This window comes from Labrenzia sp. ATLA3 (genome assembly GCF_057180185.1).
On sequence record NZ_JBXUKV010000002.1, the window covers coordinates 292,268 to 310,905 of the forward strand.

Here is an 18,638-nt window from a genome sequence, read left to right on the forward strand (position 1 = left end):
GCGGCACGGCCTCGTTCCAGGCAAGGCCCCACTCACTGACAAGGGATCACACTCGCGGCACTGTGTGCGCAATGTGATCCCATTTGCCTTTCAATTTGCCCTGCCCCGCTTACGTTCGCCTGTACTGGAACGCAGTAAGGCGAGACTACGGGCATGACACACTTGAATCGACGGGATCTTCTGGCAGGCAGCGCGGCAATGGCCTTGCTGCCGGGAACAGCGTTTGCGGCAGGCGACGAATTCTTCCGGCTTGGCCTGGCAGAACCGGGCTTTACCATCCAACCCAAACTCGACCTGCCCGATCCTGACGGCAGCGTTCACACGCTCTCCGACTATTCCGGAAAGGTCCTGCTGGTCTCGTTCTGGGCAACATGGTGCCCACCCTGCCGGAAGGAAATGCCCGGGCTGGCGCGTCTTGGCCAGGAACTTGGCCCCGAAGGGTTCGAGGTGCTTGCCGTCAACGTCGGCGACCGGCAGGACCGGATCGAAGGCTTTCTGGATGAGTTCGACCATGACGGCCTCACCGTCCTGATGGACACGGACAAGGCCATGCCCAGCACCTGGTTTCTGCGCGGCTTGCCGGTGACCTACATTTTGGACGGCACCGGCAAGGTTATCCTTGCCGCCATCGGGGACCGGGTGTGGGATTCGGACGAAATGATCTCTGCGCTGCGCACGCTGAAAAGCACCTGACGGCAAAGCTGCGATCACTGCGATGGCCGAGGTCAGCCGTTGTCCTTGGGCACGATCACCGGCCGCCCTCCGCCCGGACGTGTCAGGATTTCCAGCGGAAAGTCGTAGGCCTTCGACAACAGCCCGGCCTGCATCACCTCGTCGCGCGCGCCGAAGGCGAGACGGCGTCCACCCTGCATGACCAGCACATGGTCGGCGACGGCAGCGGTCAGATTGAGATCATGCATCACGGCCACGACGCCGCCGCCGCGCTTGGCGTAGTCGGCCGCAAGTTGCATGATCTGGACCTGATGCTTGATGTCGAGACTGGACACCGGCTCGTCCAGGAACAGCCAATGCGGCAGCCCTTCCTCCGGCAATGGCTCCCAGACCTGACACAAGACGCGCGCGAGCTGCACCCGTTGCTGCTCTCCACCGGAGAGGTCCTGATAGCTGCGCCCTTCGAACCCCGAAAGGCCCACCTTCGCAAGCGCCTCGGCGATACGGCGGGCGCGGAAGCTTCTGTCCCGGCGCACGCCTGTGACACCAAGTCCAACCACTTCGGCCACATTCAGCGGAAACGAGATCTGGCTTGCCTGCGGCAGCACCCCGCGCATGGCCGCCAGAACCTCCGGCGACAGGCCGCGAACCTCGAGCCCGGCAAGGGCGATCTTCCCGGAATAGGGCATGTCCCCTGTCATCGCCTTCATCAAGGTGGTCTTGCCGGAGCCGCTCGGCCCGATAATCGCCAGCACCTCGCCTGCCCTTGCATGGAAGGAAAGATCTTGCACGATCCGGGTCTTGCCCGCTGAAACAGAAACCTGTTCGACAACGAGATCCGCCGTCAATGCCGTGCCGGTTTCGATTGTACTGTGCAACATGAGCCCCGCTCCTAAAGGCCGGTCAGGCCGCGCTTGCGCAGCAGGATCCAGAGGAAGAACGGCGCGCCGGCAAAGGCGGTGATGATGCCGATGGGCATTTCCGCCGGTGCCACGATGGTGCGCGCCAGCGTATCGGCTGCAATCAGCAGACAGGCGCCAAGAAGCGCTGCGGCAGGCAGCATGTAACGGTGGTCCGGCCCGATGGTGAGGCGAAGCAGATGCGGCACAACGATGCCGACAAACCCGATGCCGCCACTGACCGCCACGCAGGCCCCCGTTGCGGCCGCCACCAGAAGGATGCTGAGGTTCTTGAGCCGCTGCACCTTGATGCCGATGTGAGAGGCCGCGGCCTCGCCCAACGTCAGCGCGTTGAGACCACGCGCCAGAAACGGCACACAGACCAGCATTGCCAGGATGATGGGCGCGGCGGAAGCGACCTTTTGCCAGTTGGAACCGGCGAGCGAGCCCAGGCCCCAGAACTGAAGGTCGCGCAGTTCCTGGTCATCGGCCACATAGACCAGCAACCCGGTGATCGCACCGGTGAGCGCCCCAAGCGCGATACCCGCCAGAAGCAATGTCGCGACCGAAGTGATGCCGCCCCGCGTGCCGATCCGGTAAAGGATCAGCGTCGTCACCAGACCACCACCGAAGGCCGCCAACGGGACCGAGTAAATGCCCAGGAGCGCCATGACCGGAGCCAGCAGCGAATTGCCCAGAACGATGAAGGCAGCCGCGCCAAGCCCCGCCCCGGCGGAAACGCCCACAATGCCGGGGTCCGCCAACGGATTGCGGAACAGACCCTGCATCACCGCGCCGGAGACCGCCAGCGCCGCCCCGATCAGTGCTCCCAGCGTGACACGCGGCAAGCGGATATCCATGAGCACGATCCAGTCCCTGGCCGATACCCCGTCCGGAACATGCTCGCCCGCTCCTGCGACATAGGACGGCACGTGCGGGAGAAGCTCCAGAACGGGGATCGATATGGGACCGATGGCAAGGCTTCCCAGAATGACGAGGCAGGTGAACGCGGCGAGCAGCACAATGACCGCGCGCGCGAGGGGCGCCCGGTCTCCGTGCTTGAGATCGGCAAGCCCGAGAAGCGCGGACAGCCGCCCGCTTCTGCCCGCTAGCGCCGTTTCGCTCATCAAGGCCATCAGCTTGCCGTGTCCGCCAGGCGGTTCGACAGGTCGCGGACAGCTTCGGCCGTACGCGGACCGAACCCGAGGAGGAGCTGTCCGTTCATCCGGATCAGCCGCTTGTTGCGGCCTGCCGGTGTCTGCGCCAGCGCGGGATGATCGAAGATCGCTTCGGCACTCGCGCCGCTGTCACCGTCGCCGTGCCGGTCCATCATCAGCACCACGTCGGGGGCCGCGCTGATAATGGCTTCATCGCTAAGGATCTTGTAGCCGGAAAAGCCGGTGGTGGCGTTCTCCGCCCCCGCCAGTGTCAGAATGCCGTTGGCGGCCGTATCCGAACCTGCAGCAAGGATACGCCCGGCTTTTGTCGACAGAACAAACAGAACGCGCACCCCTTCGGTCCTGCTTTCCGCAGCACGCTGCGCCTCGGCGAGATCGTCCCCGAGCTTGCCCGCAAGAGCTTCGGCTTTCCCCGGAACGCCGAGCACTTCACCGACGACACGCACTTTCCTGAGGATCCCCTCGGCGGTGTAGGCCTCCGGCACATCCGCCATCGTCACACCGGACTTGTGCAACACGTCCAGCGTTTCCTGCGGACCGCTGCCTTCCAACATCAGGATCAGATCCGGATTGACGGACAACACGCCTTCCGGCGAAAGCGCGCGCATGTAACCCACATCCGGCAGGTTTGAAGCTTCCGCCGGATAGATGCTTGTGGTGTCGCGGGCAATCAGCCTCTCCTCTTCACCAAGGGCATAGACGATCTCCGTCACCGAGCCGCCGATGGCGACCACCTGATGGCTTTCCGGCAGGCCTGTCTCTTCGGCGAGCAAAGGCTTTGCGGACAGCACCAGGGCAGCGGCGGTCAGAACGACCGCCGCCGAGACACCGCAAAAACGCGAGAGAGCCCCGATCATTCCGCAGCTCCCAGCCTGACCGCACCGTCGAGTTTCGGCATGTTTTCGGCAAGGCCGCGCCAGTCGGTGCGTTCCCGGTTGCCTTCACCGCGCACGCCAAAGAACTGGATAATCTGCTGGCCTTCGCTGTCATAAGCCTCGACCGAGGTAACATGACCGACATCCGCCGGCTTGCGCACCACCCAGACCTCATAGATGTGATCGGTGCGCAGATGCAGATGGAACGTCGGATCCATGATGTTGATCCATGGCCCCCTGTCCATCACGTTTTCCACCGGGCCGGAATGGATCTGGATGCAGCCGCGGTTGCCGACAAAACACATGATCGGAATTCTTTCCGAGGCGGCAAGACGCAACAAGGCCGGGACGGCGCCCCGATCAAGCGGCCAGGCCCATGCTTCGCCCGCAAGTTCGAAGGCGCTGACCCGGTCGAGGTCCAGATCCTTCAACAGTCCGTGGAACTGGTGCGGATCGGTCATGGCCTGCCAGCGGTCACGCAGCACCTCTTCAGCACCCTGTGACGGCAGCTTTCGGCTGAACGGCTCGGCTTTGCTCACGTCAGGCAGGACATCCGGTGTCTGGTCTTCCAGCGCCAGCTTTTCAACCAGAGTGTTCCAGGCTTCCAGGTCCGTTTCCGCGCGGGTGTGGATCTTCATCACCGCATCGCCATGGGCATCGAAGAACTGAAGCGACCTGCGGATATCGTTGCCGTCAGCCTTTTCAACCGCGAAACCATGTACCCAGTTGGCCGGGAACATGCGCGTGTCGATCTGCTCGCCCAGCATCAGGGCCGCACGCTTGCCGTTCACGAATTTCTCGAACGGTCCGATCTTCTCGTGAACCGCACTCTCGTTGCGCGTCAATGCCATGACCGTGCCAACGCTCTGCAGCCCCGGAAACAGGTCGTCGAATCGCGGCTCGATCCGGCGCGCACCATGCCCGACGAAGCTGGCCACCAGCTCCGCTTCCGTGATGTCGAGCATCTGCGCCAGATCCCGTTCGCGCATCTTCGGATTGTTCGCGCGTGCTGCCCGGATGCTGGCAGCGCTTTGCCTGGGTTCAGAGGAAATCTGATCGGCATTCATGAGTTTTGCCCCTAATCGCTGTGGTCTTCCTGCAGCGCATCTTCAGTTTCCCGCCCCAACATCCCGTCACGTAACATTCTGGGATCATTAGGAATTTTGGATTCATTCCAAAGAAACGGTTTTCCTCAAAGGCCGCAATCTTATACTTGACTCCTATATTCATATTTCATTAGGAACACAATACCTGAGTCACTGACTCATGTTTATAACGCTGTGTGAGAGGCAGCGAAAAGGACGCGAACAACGCGCACTCTTGGAGAATTTTTATGGGGCTAAAAAAGACCGGCAACTCCCGCTTGATGGGGGGTGTTGCCCTTTGGGTTCTGGCTTTTAATTGCGGGGCAGCGGCACAGGATCTGGAACCCGATGCCGCGTCGGCGGCACCTGCTGCCGTGGGACAGGATCAGCCGGTGTCGCTGTTGCAGCAGATCGTGGTCAGTGCCGGCGTACCGAAAGTCGCCATCGACACACCGCAGGCGGTCACGGTGCTGGACCAGGAAAGCATCAACGATCTGCAACCGCGTACGATCGGTGACGTTTTCGAGGAAATTCCGGGCGTGACGCCAATCGGCAGCAACTCGGTTCTCGGCGAGAGCATCAATATCCGCGGTATCGGCGAAGCGCTTTCGGGCGACGAGACCCGGATCATCATGCAGGTCGACGGGGTCAACAAGTTCTTCGAACAGTACCGGATGGGATCGTTCTTCTCCGATCCGGAACTCTACAAGCAGATCGAGGTTCTGCGCGGACCGGCTTCCTCGACGCTCTATGGCGCCGGCGCCATGGGCGGTGTGATCACCTTCACCACGAAAGATGCCAGCGACTTCCTCGATCCGGGCGACCTGATCGGCGGCCGGCTGAAAACCTCCTGGGATTCCAACGGCAACGGCTGGCTGGGCAGCGCGATCATCGCCACGGAGCCGGTCAAGAACCTCGAGTTGCTGGGCGTCCTCAACTACAGGCAGTCTCAGGACATCACGGATGGCCAGGGCAACGAGGTTCCGGACACGGATTTCAACTCCATCAACGGCCTGATCAAGGCCCGTTACACCTTCGGGGAGAACGACGACCAATCCGTTTTCGCCAGCTATCAGAACTGGTCGAGCGACGAGGACAACCAGAATTACGACCAGATTTCCTGGGAGAACACTTTTGGAGACGTCGACCGCACAGTTACCGACCAGACCGCGATCATCGGCTATCAAAACGCCTTCACCGGCAACGATTTGCTGGATGTGAAGGCCCAGGTCAGCTGGTCCGACACCCGGGTGGAGCAGAAGAACCAGGACCCGATCTGTTACGGCCCAAATAGCTGCGTCTACTCTCTCGGAATGAGTTCAGAATACTCCTATGAAACCTGGCAGGGCAAGGCTGACAACGTCGCCACGTTCCAGCTGGGTGGAGACTGGATGGCCTATGTCACGACCGGCATCGACGGCCAGTATCAGGAGCGGCTCAATCCACGTCATTTTGCGAACTATACTCAATCCGGTTCGAACTCTCACCCGGAAGGCGAAACGGTCAACGTCGGCGGCTATGCGCAGGCCGAGCTGGTCTGGAACGACCGCATCACCCTTATTCCCGGCATGCGCATCGACTACAGCAATGTGTCCGTCGGCAGCTATGTGAACAGCAGAGGTGCAACCGTCGACCTGAACGAGGACAAGAGCGCCGTCGGCTACTCTCCAAAGCTTGCGGCGATGATCAAGATGTCCGAGTGGCTCGGCGTCTTCGGCTCCATTGCCCATACCGAGCGCCTGCCGTCACTCGACGAGGTATTCTCGAATTATGTCGTCAACGATCTCGACAAGGAACTGTCGAACAACTTCGAGGCCGGTGTCACGCTGTCCTTCGACGACCTGATCATGGGCGGTGATGCCTTCCGCCTGAAGGGAACGGCGTTCCGCAACAACGTCACCAACTATTACGCCAGCTACTGGAACGGTTCGTCGGTGGTGAAGGAAGTCATCCCGAAAGCCCGTTACGAAGGGCTGGAGCTGGAAGCTTCCTACTGGACGGAAAGCGTTTACGGATCGCTTGGCGCCTCGCTGATCCGGGGCAACAATGTCAGCACCGGCGGCTACATGAACGCCGTGCCCGCCGACAGCGCGTTCCTCAAGATCGGCTATGTCTACCGGCCATGGAACCTGGACTTCGGCTGGAAGGGCGACTTCTACGCCCCCCAGGACCGCGTGGGGTCCGACGAGCAGGAAACCGCCGGCTATGTGCTGCATAACCTTTATGCCGCCTGGAAACCGGAAGAAGGCTTCATGGCGGACAGCGAGGTCCGCTTCAACGTCGACAACGTGTTTGACAAGTCCTACCGGAACCACCTGAGCGACGACGAAGGTGCTGGCCGCAGCTTCAAGCTGAGCTTCGCCAAGAAGTTCTGACCCATGACCCGCCGCCTGTCCCCGCGGGCGGCGGGTTGTCCGTTGGAGAGAGACAGTTACGGCCCTGGAAACGTCGACCGCCAGCGGCGCAGGAACGTTTCCCGGGTCAGTTCATCGAGCGCGACCATGAGCGCCGGCGACAGCCCGATGGGCCGCAGCGCGGTTGAACTCAGCCCCTCGCCCTCGTTGCCTTCTTCCGTTTCCAGAAGCGGGCTGATCAGCAAAGCGGTCCTGAGCGCGAGCGTGCCTTCCGAAGACAGAAGGAAGTCCAGAAACGCTTCCGCCTCGGCCTTGTGGTCTGCCTGTTTCGGGATCATGAAGGTTCGTGACAGCACCAGGGTGTAGTCGGACGGCAGCACAATGCCGATCCGCTTGTCCTTGAGCTGATAGCCCTGGGCGTACGACCCCAGCACGTTGTAGGCAATCAGATAGCGCCCTTCGGCAACGCCCTTGATGATGTCGACCGAGCAGCAGGTGGAAACAGCCTGCGACCGGCCGAAGGATTCCTGCAGCGCGCCGAATGTTGTCGCTTCCTGCGCATCGGCGAACGCGAACAGATAGCCGAGCCCCGATTGCTCGATATCATAGGTCGCGACCCGTCCTGCATAAGGTGTACCGTCGGGCCTCAGCAGGTCGAGCAGATCGAAGCGGCTTTGCGGAATATCCTCCGCCGGCACCAGCTCTCGGTTATAGACGATCACCGCCGGCTCGCGGGTGATGCCCCACAATTCGTCGCGCCAGCGCAGCGCCTCCGGCAACCGTTCGGTCAACCGCGAGCGATAGGACGCCGCGCAGGCCTCGTTGACAAGTTGCACCATCTGGTGAACACCGGAGCTGATGACGATGTCGGCACCGGCAACCCCATCGCGGCAGTCCCGGCGGGTCAGCCGGTAGAGCTCGTTCGATCCCCATTGTTCATATCGCACCTGCAAACCCGGCTGGGTGCGCAGGAAGGTCTCGACCACGGGCCCGAAGACGGCAATATCGGTGGTCGAACGCAGCACCAGCACCCTGTTGGTGATCTGCGGCCCGAAAACCTCCACCAGCTCCTGGGCTGAAACGGCCCGGCCGGCGGTGAAGAGAGCGGCGAGGACAGCCAGACCCTTCAGAAAAGACACAAGCTTCATGCGCTTCCCTCCGGCAGGGCTGCAAAAACAAGGGCGGCGCGAAAGCAGCCGCTGTCGGTTTTTTCCAGCCGCAATTCACCATCGAAGGAGTGGGCGACAGCATGTGCGATCGCAAGACCGAGACCGGAACTGCTTTGCCGTGACAAGGCGCCCTTGTTGAAGCGGGAGCCCAGTTCGGCAAGAACGCCGTCCACCGGACCGCCGCCTGCATCTTCCACCCAGATACTGGCCCGGCGACCTTCTGACGAGGCACCGACCCGCACCGGCGAGCGGCCATATTTGAGCGCGTTGTTCAAAAGGTTCTTCAAGGCTTCCTTCAGGGATTGCGCATCGGCCAGTACTTCGACGGGCTCCTCGCCGATATCCAGGATGACGTCGAACTCCGGATTGAGAACTGCGTGATCGCCTTCTTCGAAAACATCGAGAGCAATGTCGCGCAGGTCCACCCGCTCCCGTCTGGCGCTGTCACCCCGGTGGATCACAAGCGCCTGGCTGAGAAGCTGGTCGAGAAGACGGCCGAGGCTGGCCGTGCGGGTCTGGATCCGCTCGACGATCTTTTCCTTTCTCGCAAGCTCCGGTTCATCGGTGAAAAGGTCCGCCTGCGCCCTGAGCGCCGCCACCGGTGTTCTGAGCTGATGCGCGGTGTCGGAGATCAGATGCCGCATGGAGTTCATCTGTCGGTCGAGCCGGGCCATGAAGCCGTTGAGGGCATTGATCATGACCGCCGTTTCCCGCGGCACCGAGGTATCCAGCGGCGTCAGGTCGTGCGGATCTCGTGCGCTGAGACCACCGGCGATCCGCTCCAGAGGCTGCAACACCGAGCGTACGACAACCACCGACAACAGCACCATCGCAAGCCCGGAAGCAGCAAGCACGTAGAGCGCCTTGCGCGTGATGTCATAGGCCATTTCATTGCGGGCGCGCAGCGTCTGGCCGACAACCACCTTGACCGTGCCGTTGAGCGTGCGCTCGGCAAACCGGCGCGAGACAACGGCAAACCGGGCTTTTTCACCAAAAAAGGAACTGTCGAAAAACCCATCCCGAAAATCCCTGCGCCGCGTTGGCAGGGTAATTTCGTCGTAGCCTGTCAGGGTTTCCCCTTCCGCACCGATGATGCGGTAGCCTATCCTGTCATCGGGGGCGAGGGCCAGCAGCTCGAACGCGGAAACCGGCAGCTCGATGACGGGCCGGCCGTCCTGCACGGTAATCGACGAGGCGATACCGGTCGCCGCCCCCAAAAGCAGCCGGTCATAGGCGCTTCGGGCCGCTTCCCGGCCATAGGCAAAGGCGGCGATGGAAACGATCACCCCGCCGAAGATCAGCAGAAAGGCGATACCGAAGGCAACACGCGCCGTGAGCGAGGACAATGCCACCTTGCGGAACAGATCAGTCATCGACTTCCAGCTTGTAGCCAAGCCCTCGCTGGGTCTCGATCCTGACAGACCCGCCCGAGAGTTTCTTGCGCAGCCGTGCGACATAGAGCTCCAGCGCGTTCATGCTGACATCGGCATCCTGAAAACTGAACACCCCATCGAACAGGCGTTCCTTGCTGACAGTCTTGCCGCGATTGTGAACCAGGATCTCCAGCAGCGAGAATTCGCGCCGGGTCAGGGTGATCGGGTTGCCGCCCTGCCGGACAACCCGCGCGGAGGCATTGAAGGAGAGCGTGCCGAGCGTCAGCTCCTCCGACTTGTCGTTCTGCTCCCGGCGATGGAGCGCGCGGATGCGGGCCTCCAGTTCGCGGTGGTCGAACGGTTTGACCAGGTAATCGTCCGCTCCGGAATTGAGCGAGGACACCCTGTCGTCGACGGAAAACTCGGCCGTCAGCATCAGCACCGGCGTGCGTTCGCCCCGGGTGCGCAGTTCCTTCAGCAGCTCGGTGCCCAGTCCGTCCGGCAAATTGATATCGAGAACGATCACGTCGTAGGTCTGGACGCTAACGCAGGCCCGCGCCTCTTCCAGGGACTTGGCCAGATCGCAGGCGATACCGGACCGGCCCAGCCGGATCATGATCGCTTCGGCCATGTCGAACGTGTCTTCAACAAGCAAAAGACGCAAAGATTCATTCCTCCCGCCCCAAGTCTTGCCCCGCAATTTCGCCGCGCGCAAGCAATGTGCGCCGTGTTGACAGGTTGATGACAGGGTTTGCCGCTAGGCTCTTCCTCACATCCGTTGGGAGGACTCGCAATTGCGACACAGCGGATACAAGGGGCTTTCCAATAGCCCTGCTCTTGTGGAGGAACGACAACATGACATTCAAAACGACCCGCCTCTTGCTGGCGGCCGCATTCCTTGGCGCGTCCGCTTTCGGTGCAACCGCTGCCGACTTCAAGCCGGAAAACCCGGAATGCATCGCACCGGCCAACCCGGGCGGTGGCTGGGACTTCACCTGCCGCCAGGTCGGCAAGACCCTTCAGGACCTGAAGCTTCTGGACAAGACCATGCAGGTGGTGAACCTGGCTGGCGGCGGCGGCGGCGTGGCCTTTGCTGAAGTGGTCAACAAGCGCGACGACGACAACGACCTGATCGTGGCAGCGTCCTCGGCCACCGCAACCCGTCTGGCTCAGGGCGCTTACCCGGGCAACACCATGGACCAGGTCCGCTGGGTGGCCTCCGTTGGCGCTGACTACGGCGTGATCGCCGTTGCCGCCGACAGCCCGATCAACACGCTGCCGGAACTTCTGGACGAGATCAAAAACAATCCGACATCCATTTCCGTTGCCGGCGGTTCCGCTGTCGGCGGCTGGGACCACCTGAAGGTTCTGATCGCGGCCAACGCTTACGGCATCGAAGACGTCCGCAAGGTGAAATACATCGCCTTCGACGGTGGCGGTGAAGCCGTGACCCAGCTTCTGGCCGGTTCCGTGCAGGCCTTCACCGGCGACATTTCCGAAGCCAAGGGCTTTGTCGACAGCGGCGACATCAAGGTGATCGCCGTTCTGGCGCCCGAGCGTCTGCCCGGTGAATTCGCCGACTTCCCGACCGCCAAGGAACAGGGCATCGACGCAATCGGCGCAAACTGGCGCGGCTTCTACGCTCCGGGCAAAATGTCCGACGAGGCATACAATGCCTGGGTGTCCAAGGTCTCCGACCTTTACTCCAGCGACGAGTGGAAAGCCATCATGGCTGCAAACGGTCTGGCTCCGCTTGACCTGCAGGGCGAGGAATTCGAGCAATTCGTTGCCAACTCCGTGCAGCAGATCCAGAACATCTCCAAAGAAATCGGCATCATCAAATAAAAAAACCGTGGGTTGTGCCGACTTGGGGGGCGCAGTCCTTGTGCCCCCTTCTTTGTTCGGATGACGCCCCAACGCGGGCCTCATCCGGTTTACCGCGCACCGCGGTCATGCCGACCGCATAAGTCATGACCGGGCACACCGGATTGCCGGCAGACGCGGTGGCAGACGTCAAGTGCCGGAAAACAACAGAAAACGCACGGGGCGGCGGCCGGTATCGGAAGAGAGCCGCTCTCAGGAAGGAAACCATGAGCGACCGTATCTTTGGCGCGGTCGGGCTTTTTCTCGCGCTGGGATATGCCTGGGCCGCTCTCATTATCGAAGAAAGCTTTCTGTCCGACGCGGTCGGCCCGAAGGCGTTTCCCCTCATCATCGCCGCAGTTCTGGGCCTTGCCTCCCTTGCTATTTTCCTGAAGCCCGACGCCGCGCCGGAATGGCCGTCGTTGCCGCGCCTTCTCGAAGTCGCCCTGGCTGTGCTGGCGATGATCCTCTACGCGATCCTGCTGCCGGAAGCCGGTTTCATCCTGGCAACGGCTGTTGCCGCCAGCTACCTCACCTGGCGCCTCGGGTCCGCGCCCATCGGGTCGGTGCTCATCGGCTGCCTGACGTCGGTCGGCATCTACGCTGTCTTTCACCTCGTGCTTGGCCTGTCTCTGGCCAAGGGCCCGTTCGGGTTTTAACGGAGCATCGGCATGGACACTCTCTCATCACTGGCCGACGGCTTCGTCATCGCGCTGACCTGGCAGAACCTTCTGCTGGCCCTGCTCGGCTGTTTTCTCGGCACCATCATGGGTGCCCTCCCGGGCCTTGGCCCGTCCAACGGCGTCGCCATCCTGATCCCCCTGGCCTTCACCCTCGGCCTTGGCGCGACACCCTCGCTGATCCTGCTGACATCGGTCTATTACGGCGCCATGTACGGCGGGCGCATCTCGTCGATCCTGTTGAACATTCCCGGTGACGAACCGGCGATGATGACCTGTCTCGACGGGTATCCGATGGCCCAGCAGGGCCGCGCCGGCGAGGCGCTGTCGCTCTCGGGCGTTGCCTCCTTCGTCGGTGCGTTCATCGCCACCTGGGGCCTCATCCTGCTGGCGCCTCAGCTGGTCAAGATCGCGCTTCTGTTCGGCCCGGCGGAATATTTCGCCCTGTTCACGCTGGCCTTTGCCACCCTGGGCGGCGTTGCCTCGACCAACCAGGCCAAGACCGCCTTCGCCGCGGCACTCGGCATCGGTCTGGCCACCGTCGGCGTCGACACCCAGACCGGCGTTCCGCGCTTCACCTTCGGCGAAGTGCACCTTTACGACGGCATCGACTTCCTGGTCGCCATCGTCGGCCTGTTCGCCCTGTCCGAGGTCTTCCTGTTTCTGGAACACCGCCATGGCAATGCCGAAGCCAACGCCAGCAAGGTCTCCGTCGGCCGGCTGATGCCCAGCTTCGCGCTCCTGAAATACTGCACCCCGACCATGCTGCGCACCAGCCTGCTCGGCTTCGTGGCCGGTGTTCTGCCCGGTGCCGGCGCGTCGCTCGGCTCGTTCGTTTCCTATACGTTCGAAAAGAAGCTCGTCGACAAGGAAGGCACCTTCGGCAAGGGCGATCCGCGCGGTGTCGCCGCACCGGAAGCCGGCAACAACGCCGCGGCCGGTGGGGCGCTGGTGCCGATGCTGGCGCTCGGTGTTCCCGGGTCCGGCACAACAGCCGTGCTGCTGGCGGTTCTGCTGGCGCTCAACATCACCCCGGGCCCGCTGCTGTTCACCCAGCAGCCGGATGTGGTCTGGGGTCTGATCGCGGCGCTCTTCATCGCCAACTTCATGCTGCTGGCCATGAACATTCCGATGATCGGCCTGTTCACCCGCGTTCTCCTGGTCCCGCCGCGCATCCTGATGCCCATCGTCGCCATGGTCAGCTTCGTCGGCATCTACGGCATCTCCGGCTCCTCCTTCGACCTTCTGGTCATGGTCGGATTTGGCGTGCTCGGCTGGGTGCTGCGCAAGCTCGACGTGCCGCTGGTCCCCATCATCCTCGGCACGCTGCTGGGCAACGCCATGGAAAACAACCTGCGCCGCGCCATCACCATCAGCAACGGCGACTGGGCCGTCCTCGTCGGCAGCCCGCTCTCCATCGGGCTGTGGAGCCTGGCCATCATCGGCTTCGTCCTGCCGATCATCTTCGGCCGGGTCCTGAAAGCCCGCATGCGCCACATGAAGAAGGATGAGGAAAGCTCAACCATCGACTGATTGCCGACCAACGCCGCCACAAACCAAAACGCCCTCTCCTGCCGGACGAGGGCGTTTTTTTATTGAGGCGCGCACGCTGACCCACCAGGTTCCGGATCAGCGCGCAGCTATGCTGCACTTGTCCGGAATGACGTGCGGCAGGCACACAGAAGGATGCCCGCTTCGCGTCCCCTCAAGTCGGTCGCGCCTGTGTCTTCGGCCTCTTCTGTAAAGCAGTCATTGGCTGTTCGCTTTTTGAACAACCCAAATGGGGCGGGAAGCTGCCAAGTAGCTTATGGGCATGATGGCAGCGTAGTGAATACTCGTCTCACGTATATTTCAAGACGATTACACGTTGCTAATATTCAGTATTTGATTCAATCGGCGCCACTTTTGCCCAAAGGCTCTACCCTTACTGGATCGCTGAGCAAGGAAATCACTGACAACGATCGAAAGGTTGGTGACATAGAGAGCAACGTTCACAAAAGCAGCCACAGGCTTTCTTGTTTTTGAGATGTCGAGGCGCGCTTTTTCTGCCATAGGAAGATTTGTGCGAGAAAGCGACTTGTAGCCCTCGGAGGACTTCCGATATGGCAACCAAAGATCATATGAATGCTGATAGTTTATTTGATTTCTAAGATGAGACAGCCATGATCCGGTTGCACCACCTCTTAAGATCGCTTGCGACAATTCATCGGCTTTCGCCACGAAGTCTGATGAACTAGGTGCTCCCTCCAACACCGCCTTCGCTGCTTCATTATTTAAGAAAGTACAAAATTCTCGCCAGAAAGCTTCATGTACACCTGCTCCTTGACTATTTTGAGGTCGAACCAAAACAGAAATTTCCCCAGGGCCGTTCGACGGATGATTTTCGACGGAAATCCAAAACATACCCGGCGTAATAGTTGATGCGTTAGGTTTATAGAGACTCAGTACATCATTGATGTGTTTCGTTTGCCGCCGCTCTAATTTACTGATCGAGGCACCCCGACTTCTGAGAATTGCATGAGCAGCAAAAAAACTGGAATAGTAATATTTAAGTGTTGGCCAACCCAAAGCCTCGAAATTATCCCTTTCAAGTGAAGCAATAATATAGCTCTCTTTAGCTGCAAGGGAAAATCGTTCAAAATCATAAGCAATTGCAGGCACAAAACTGTTAATCGACACCCGATTTAGAAGCACTTCTCCCGCGTTTGTTGTGGTATCCGGGGTGAAGGCGCTATTTGTCACCCAGTTTTGAAAGCCTCCTTCAACACTTGGCTCAACACCCAACCGGGAAAGAAGTCCTGTACAGAGTAGCGTTGAAAGCTCGGTCACATGTTTTCTCTCAAAGGGTAAGCTTTGAAACGACACGTTTCTCAAGGTAATCACGCAACGCTGTCCAACTAGATCCGGGCTTCTCAAGTTTTGCGATCGGAAGGTTGCTGAATACCGGGCCAAGCACTGTCTGAAAATGCTCTGCAGTATATTCTTGGCCAAACTTGTCAACCAACCTCTGTACTACCGGTCTAAACAGAGCAAGAAATGCACGAAAAACCACAGGTTTGGCTAAAAGCGGTGATGTCGTTTTATTTGTTATTTCAGCAGAAACCGCCGTAAGGTAGGCGTTCAGAATATCGTAGATCTCTTCTTCGGTTCGAGAAGAAAATAATGGCAGAAGCGGCTTTACAGCATGATTAAATGTAACCCTTGTAATTTTAGTTCGAGAAGCTTCAGAACGCGACAATAAACCCGCCATTGCACTATTATTATCTTCATCAAAAGTATCAAAAACGTCCCGCAAAACTTCTTCTGCTTCTGTTTCAACGTCTGCAAGCTGCTTGATATCTAGCAGAAGCTGGGACGGAACAGGCCTTTGTTTAGTATTAATATCAATAAAGAGGCGGGTTTCGTCCCTTCTTGACAGACCATTGTAAATCACAACAGGTACGCGAAGCGGGGTTTCTGCCATAGAAAATCCGTACACTCTATGTTGCCCATCAAGAATTAGAAACGCCCCAGGACGTTTTGAGAATTCTATTGTCTTTCCTCGACCAACAATCCTTAGATCTGCTGCTGGTTGTGCGGAAAGAACGATCGAGCTGGGAATTGTACCCATTTCTTCATCTATGTACCGCGCGATTTCCATTGCACGCTTCTTGTCCAGCTCCCTTTGAAAACCCTTTATTGGATCCTCCTTGCGAGTTGTGACAACGCAGGTCTCGGCCAGAATGTTGCTAAATAGGGTGAGTGTATAAAACTGATGACGACCTTGCTTTACCAAGCTCACACTGTAGCGGAGTCGTTCAGCCTCATCTTGATCAGCATCCGCGGCGTTTGGTGCCTTTGCCACTAATTTGCCCTCCAATCGAAGCTTGCTCCGCATTTCATATCGCCAAAATCAAATGATTTCTGACATTGTACCTTTTGCATGACCATAACCAGCCTCGGCAACCAAAACAAACATCTACAGGAAATTACACTACTAATTTGACCGTCTGATTTGGAAAGACTTGCCTCTGCAGCAAACGTCGGGATCCGATCACTCAAACTGTTACTGCTTATTTTCAGCGAACACCCGCTTTCAAAGCACAGCGTCAGAAATTTGAGCGTCCGACTTGCGCCCGCGAAACAGCCGTTCGATGCTTTACCATCGAACGGCAGCTCTGGGCCGAAAGCTACAAAAGTCTTGCTCGATTTGAGTGCCCGCTTCAACGACTGTGCGGAAAAACCGTCATTCCCCTTCCGCCCAAGCAGAACGTTCCCCCTCAAATCTCCGTCCGCATCCGGTAGCCCGGGGCGAAGATGAGGCGGACGTGGGTGATGGGCAGGGGGCCGGTCCAGGTGATGCGTTCCATGGCGAAGAGGGCCGCGCCCGTGGTGGCATCCAGTTTGCGGGACAGGGTCTTGTCGGCATTGACGGCGAAGAAGGAAATGTCGCCGTGGCTGTAGGGCGCGTTGTGGACCAGCCATTCGTTGGCGCTGACGTCCTCGAACGTCATGTCGCGGGCCGCGGGGGCCGCTTCCAGGTTGATGTAGCGTTCCTCGAAAACATACGGCCGGTTATCGGCAAAGTGCAGCGTCTTCAGAAACAGGACGTCCGCGCCGAGGCTGACCTGGAACGCGCCGTGCAGCATCGGCGGCAGGGGCCGGAAGTCCCTTTCCAGAAGGCTGTGCCGGTAGGTGCGGCCGAGGGCTTCGACTTCCTCACGCAGGATCGGGATGGTGAGTGTTGCGCGCTGGGGCGGGTTGAGCGCAACCCGCGTTCCCGCCCGGCGCTTGCGCACCACAAGCCCGCTTTCGGCCAGATCCCTGAGGGCGCGGTTGACGGTGGTGCGGGCGCAGCCGAACTCTTCCGCAAGATCTGCCTCATGGGGGATCTGCTCCCCCGGCTGCCAGATCCGGTCATGGATCCGGCGAAGAAGTTCCTCGCGTATCCCCGTCCAGGAATTTGTGTCCGCCAGCGCCAAGTCGTCTTATCCGTTCAAGTCGTTCTTCAAGGCCGTTTGTCGAAGCCGTTGTTCAGAGCCGTTTTCAAAGCCCTTTTCAAAGCCTGGCGCGCAACGAAGCCATGGTGGCCCGGTATTTCGCGCGGATGGCGTTGCCTTTTACATGGTTTCCGCCGGAAACAACATGCCGGCCAGCCGACCAGACGTCCGTGACCATCCGGTCGTCACCGGCAAAGATCCAGGCATCCAGAATTTCATCGCCGTCCCGGCCTTCCAGATCGATGGCCGTGCCATCCAGCGCGACGAGATCGGCAAGCGCGCCTTCCGCGACCTTGCCTGCGGCACGCCCCGCCGCCTGCGCACCGCCGGCAACCACACCGTCGAACAGCACCCGCCCGGTGGATTTTTCCTTCGTGGCGACAGAGGCCCGGCAGGTGTCGCGCAGCCGCTGGGAATATTCCAGCGTGCGCAGCTCTTCCGATAGCGCGATGCGGATGTTGGAATCCGAGCCAATGCCGAAGCGACCGCCAGCCGCCAGATAGTCGACACCATCGAAGATGCCGTCGCCAAGGCTGGATTCGGTGATCGGACACAGGCCCGCAATGGCGCCGGTCTCCGCAAGGCCTGCGGTCTCCTGCGGGGTCATCTGCGTACAGTGGATCAGGCACCAGTTTTCAGACACCGCGTGGTTGGACAGCAGCCATTCCACCGGGCGCTGCCCCGTCGCTTTCAGAACCTCGTCCACTTCCGGGATCTGCTCGGCAAGGTGCATGTGCAGAGGATTGCCGCCGGCAAGGGCAACGGCGTTCTTCAGGCCATCCGCGTCCACCGCGCGCAGCGAATGCGGGGCAACGCCGATGACCGCATCATCCGGCAGGGCCTTGAGCGCCTGGGACGCCAGCGCGTGCAGTTTCTGGAAGCGGTCGAAATCATTGCCGAAGCGGATCTGTCCGGCCGCCAGCGGGCGCCCGTCGCAACCGCCGAACTGGTAAAGAACCGGCAGATGGCTGAGGCCGATGCCGGTGTCGCTGGCGGCTGCCATGATGCGTTCCGACATCTCCGCCAGATTGGCGTAGGGCGCCCCGCCCGGCTGGTGGTGCAGATAGTGGAACTCGCCAACGGCGGCATAGCCCGCCTCCAGCATTTCCATCTGCACGAAGGCGGCAATCGCTTCAACATCTTCCGGTGTCAGGGCGTCGAGGAAGCGGAACATGATCTGGCGCCAGGTCCAGAAACTGTCGCGGCTTTCGCTGCCGCGCCGCTCGCTCATGCCGGCCATGGCCCGCTGAAACGCATGGCTGTGCAGGTTGACGGGCGCCGGCAGAAGAATGCCAACGCGCTCGCCCTCCGGCCGGGCCTCTCTTTCAACGGCGGCGATGCGGCCGTCCGGGCCGACCCTGACGGCGACATTTTCCGCCCAGCCATCGGCCAGAAGCGCCTTTTCCGCAAAAACCGTCGCGCCCGAAACTGTCGACATGCCGTCTTTTCCTCCGTTGACACGTTAATATGTGCATGCATATTATCTTATAACGCAATCTAATCAAGCCGGA

General features: G+C 60.2%; 16 protein-coding genes. 5 read left to right on the plus strand and 11 right to left on the minus strand.

From position 1 onward, the window contains the following. The first annotated feature begins 153 nt into the window (after positions 1 to 153). Positions 154 to 693 carry a TlpA family protein disulfide reductase gene (locus tag AC2A6O_RS05870; protein WP_498926109.1) on the plus strand — a complete coding sequence of 180 codons (540 nt, stop codon included), beginning with the start codon at positions 154 to 156 and terminating at the stop codon, positions 691 to 693. A 32-nt stretch (positions 694 to 725) separates the two neighbouring features. On the opposite strand, the gene AC2A6O_RS05875 is transcribed toward AC2A6O_RS05870, so the two are convergent. The 4 genes from AC2A6O_RS05875 to AC2A6O_RS05890 are packed head-to-tail and all read right to left on the minus strand — an operon-like array spanning position 726 to position 4,691. Beyond that, on the minus strand, positions 726 to 1,553 hold the full coding sequence (locus AC2A6O_RS05875) for a heme ABC transporter ATP-binding protein (protein ID WP_498926110.1): 828 nt from the start codon (positions 1,551 to 1,553) through the stop codon (positions 726 to 728). An 11-nt stretch (positions 1,554 to 1,564) separates the two neighbouring features. After that, positions 1,565 to 2,707: a FecCD family ABC transporter permease gene (locus tag AC2A6O_RS05880; protein ID WP_498926111.1), complete on the minus strand. Its 1,143-nt coding sequence runs from the start codon at positions 2,705 to 2,707 to the stop codon at positions 1,565 to 1,567. Further along, positions 2,707 to 3,606, minus strand: coding sequence for a heme/hemin ABC transporter substrate-binding protein (locus AC2A6O_RS05885; protein ID WP_498926112.1), 900 nt, complete (start codon positions 3,604 to 3,606; stop codon positions 2,707 to 2,709). The genes AC2A6O_RS05880 and AC2A6O_RS05885 overlap by 1 nt, the downstream gene beginning before the upstream one ends. Beyond that, positions 3,603 to 4,691 carry a hemin-degrading factor gene (locus AC2A6O_RS05890; RefSeq protein ID WP_498926113.1) on the minus strand — a complete coding sequence of 363 codons (1,089 nt, stop codon included), beginning with the start codon at positions 4,689 to 4,691 and terminating at the stop codon, positions 3,603 to 3,605. Before AC2A6O_RS05890 ends, AC2A6O_RS05885 begins: the two co-directional genes overlap by 4 nt. A gap of 266 nt (positions 4,692 to 4,957) precedes the next feature. Here AC2A6O_RS05890 and AC2A6O_RS05895 point away from each other — a divergent pair, with 266 nt between their 5' ends. Next, positions 4,958 to 7,084 carry a TonB-dependent receptor domain-containing protein gene (locus AC2A6O_RS05895; protein ID WP_498926114.1) on the plus strand — a complete coding sequence of 709 codons (2,127 nt, stop codon included), beginning with the start codon at positions 4,958 to 4,960 and terminating at the stop codon, positions 7,082 to 7,084. Between the two features lie 56 nt (positions 7,085 to 7,140). Here the strand turns inward: AC2A6O_RS05895 and AC2A6O_RS05900 are convergent, their stop codons facing one another. From AC2A6O_RS05900 to AC2A6O_RS05910, 3 genes are read right to left on the minus strand one after another with little or no spacing between them, the layout of a single operon-like run. After that, complete coding sequence (locus tag AC2A6O_RS05900; protein WP_498926115.1) at positions 7,141 to 8,211, minus strand: ABC transporter substrate-binding protein; 1,071 nt, start codon at positions 8,209 to 8,211, stop codon at positions 7,141 to 7,143. Continuing rightward, positions 8,208 to 9,605, minus strand: coding sequence for a sensor histidine kinase N-terminal domain-containing protein (locus tag AC2A6O_RS05905; RefSeq protein ID WP_498926116.1), 1,398 nt, complete (start codon positions 9,603 to 9,605; stop codon positions 8,208 to 8,210). Before AC2A6O_RS05905 ends, AC2A6O_RS05900 begins: the two co-directional genes overlap by 4 nt. Beyond that, a complete protein-coding gene (locus AC2A6O_RS05910) occupies positions 9,598 to 10,269 on the minus strand; it encodes a response regulator (protein ID WP_498926117.1) in 672 nt (223 codons plus the stop codon). Before AC2A6O_RS05910 ends, AC2A6O_RS05905 begins: the two co-directional genes overlap by 8 nt. A gap of 191 nt (positions 10,270 to 10,460) precedes the next feature. Between AC2A6O_RS05910 and AC2A6O_RS05915 the strand changes: the two genes are divergently transcribed. From AC2A6O_RS05915 to AC2A6O_RS05925, 3 genes are all read left to right on the plus strand, one after another. Next, positions 10,461 to 11,450: a Bug family tripartite tricarboxylate transporter substrate binding protein gene (locus AC2A6O_RS05915; RefSeq protein WP_148582613.1), complete on the plus strand. Its 990-nt coding sequence runs from the start codon at positions 10,461 to 10,463 to the stop codon at positions 11,448 to 11,450. A 245-nt stretch (positions 11,451 to 11,695) separates the two neighbouring features. Continuing rightward, a complete protein-coding gene (locus tag AC2A6O_RS05920) occupies positions 11,696 to 12,127 on the plus strand; it encodes a tripartite tricarboxylate transporter TctB family protein (protein ID WP_148582612.1) in 432 nt (143 codons plus the stop codon). 12 nt (positions 12,128 to 12,139) lie between these two features. Then, positions 12,140 to 13,681, plus strand: a complete 1,542-nt coding sequence (locus AC2A6O_RS05925) for a tripartite tricarboxylate transporter permease (RefSeq protein WP_148582611.1) — start codon at positions 12,140 to 12,142, stop codon at positions 13,679 to 13,681. A gap of 327 nt (positions 13,682 to 14,008) precedes the next feature. On the opposite strand, the gene AC2A6O_RS05930 is transcribed toward AC2A6O_RS05925, so the two are convergent. The 4 genes from AC2A6O_RS05930 to AC2A6O_RS05945 form a co-directional block, all read right to left on the minus strand. Then, positions 14,009 to 14,977, minus strand: a complete 969-nt coding sequence (locus AC2A6O_RS05930) for a hypothetical protein (protein WP_498926118.1) — start codon at positions 14,975 to 14,977, stop codon at positions 14,009 to 14,011. 10 nt (positions 14,978 to 14,987) lie between these two features. Beyond that, positions 14,988 to 15,992 carry a DGQHR domain-containing protein gene (locus AC2A6O_RS05935; RefSeq protein ID WP_498926119.1) on the minus strand — a complete coding sequence of 335 codons (1,005 nt, stop codon included), beginning with the start codon at positions 15,990 to 15,992 and terminating at the stop codon, positions 14,988 to 14,990. A 415-nt stretch (positions 15,993 to 16,407) separates the two neighbouring features. Continuing rightward, positions 16,408 to 17,109 carry a histidine utilization transcriptional repressor HutC gene (gene hutC / locus AC2A6O_RS05940; protein ID WP_148582739.1) on the minus strand — a complete coding sequence of 234 codons (702 nt, stop codon included), beginning with the start codon at positions 17,107 to 17,109 and terminating at the stop codon, positions 16,408 to 16,410. Between the two features lie 76 nt (positions 17,110 to 17,185). Further along, positions 17,186 to 18,565, minus strand: a complete 1,380-nt coding sequence (locus tag AC2A6O_RS05945; protein ID WP_498926120.1) for a formimidoylglutamate deiminase — start codon at positions 18,563 to 18,565, stop codon at positions 17,186 to 17,188. Positions 18,566 to 18,638: the final 73 nt, after the last annotated feature.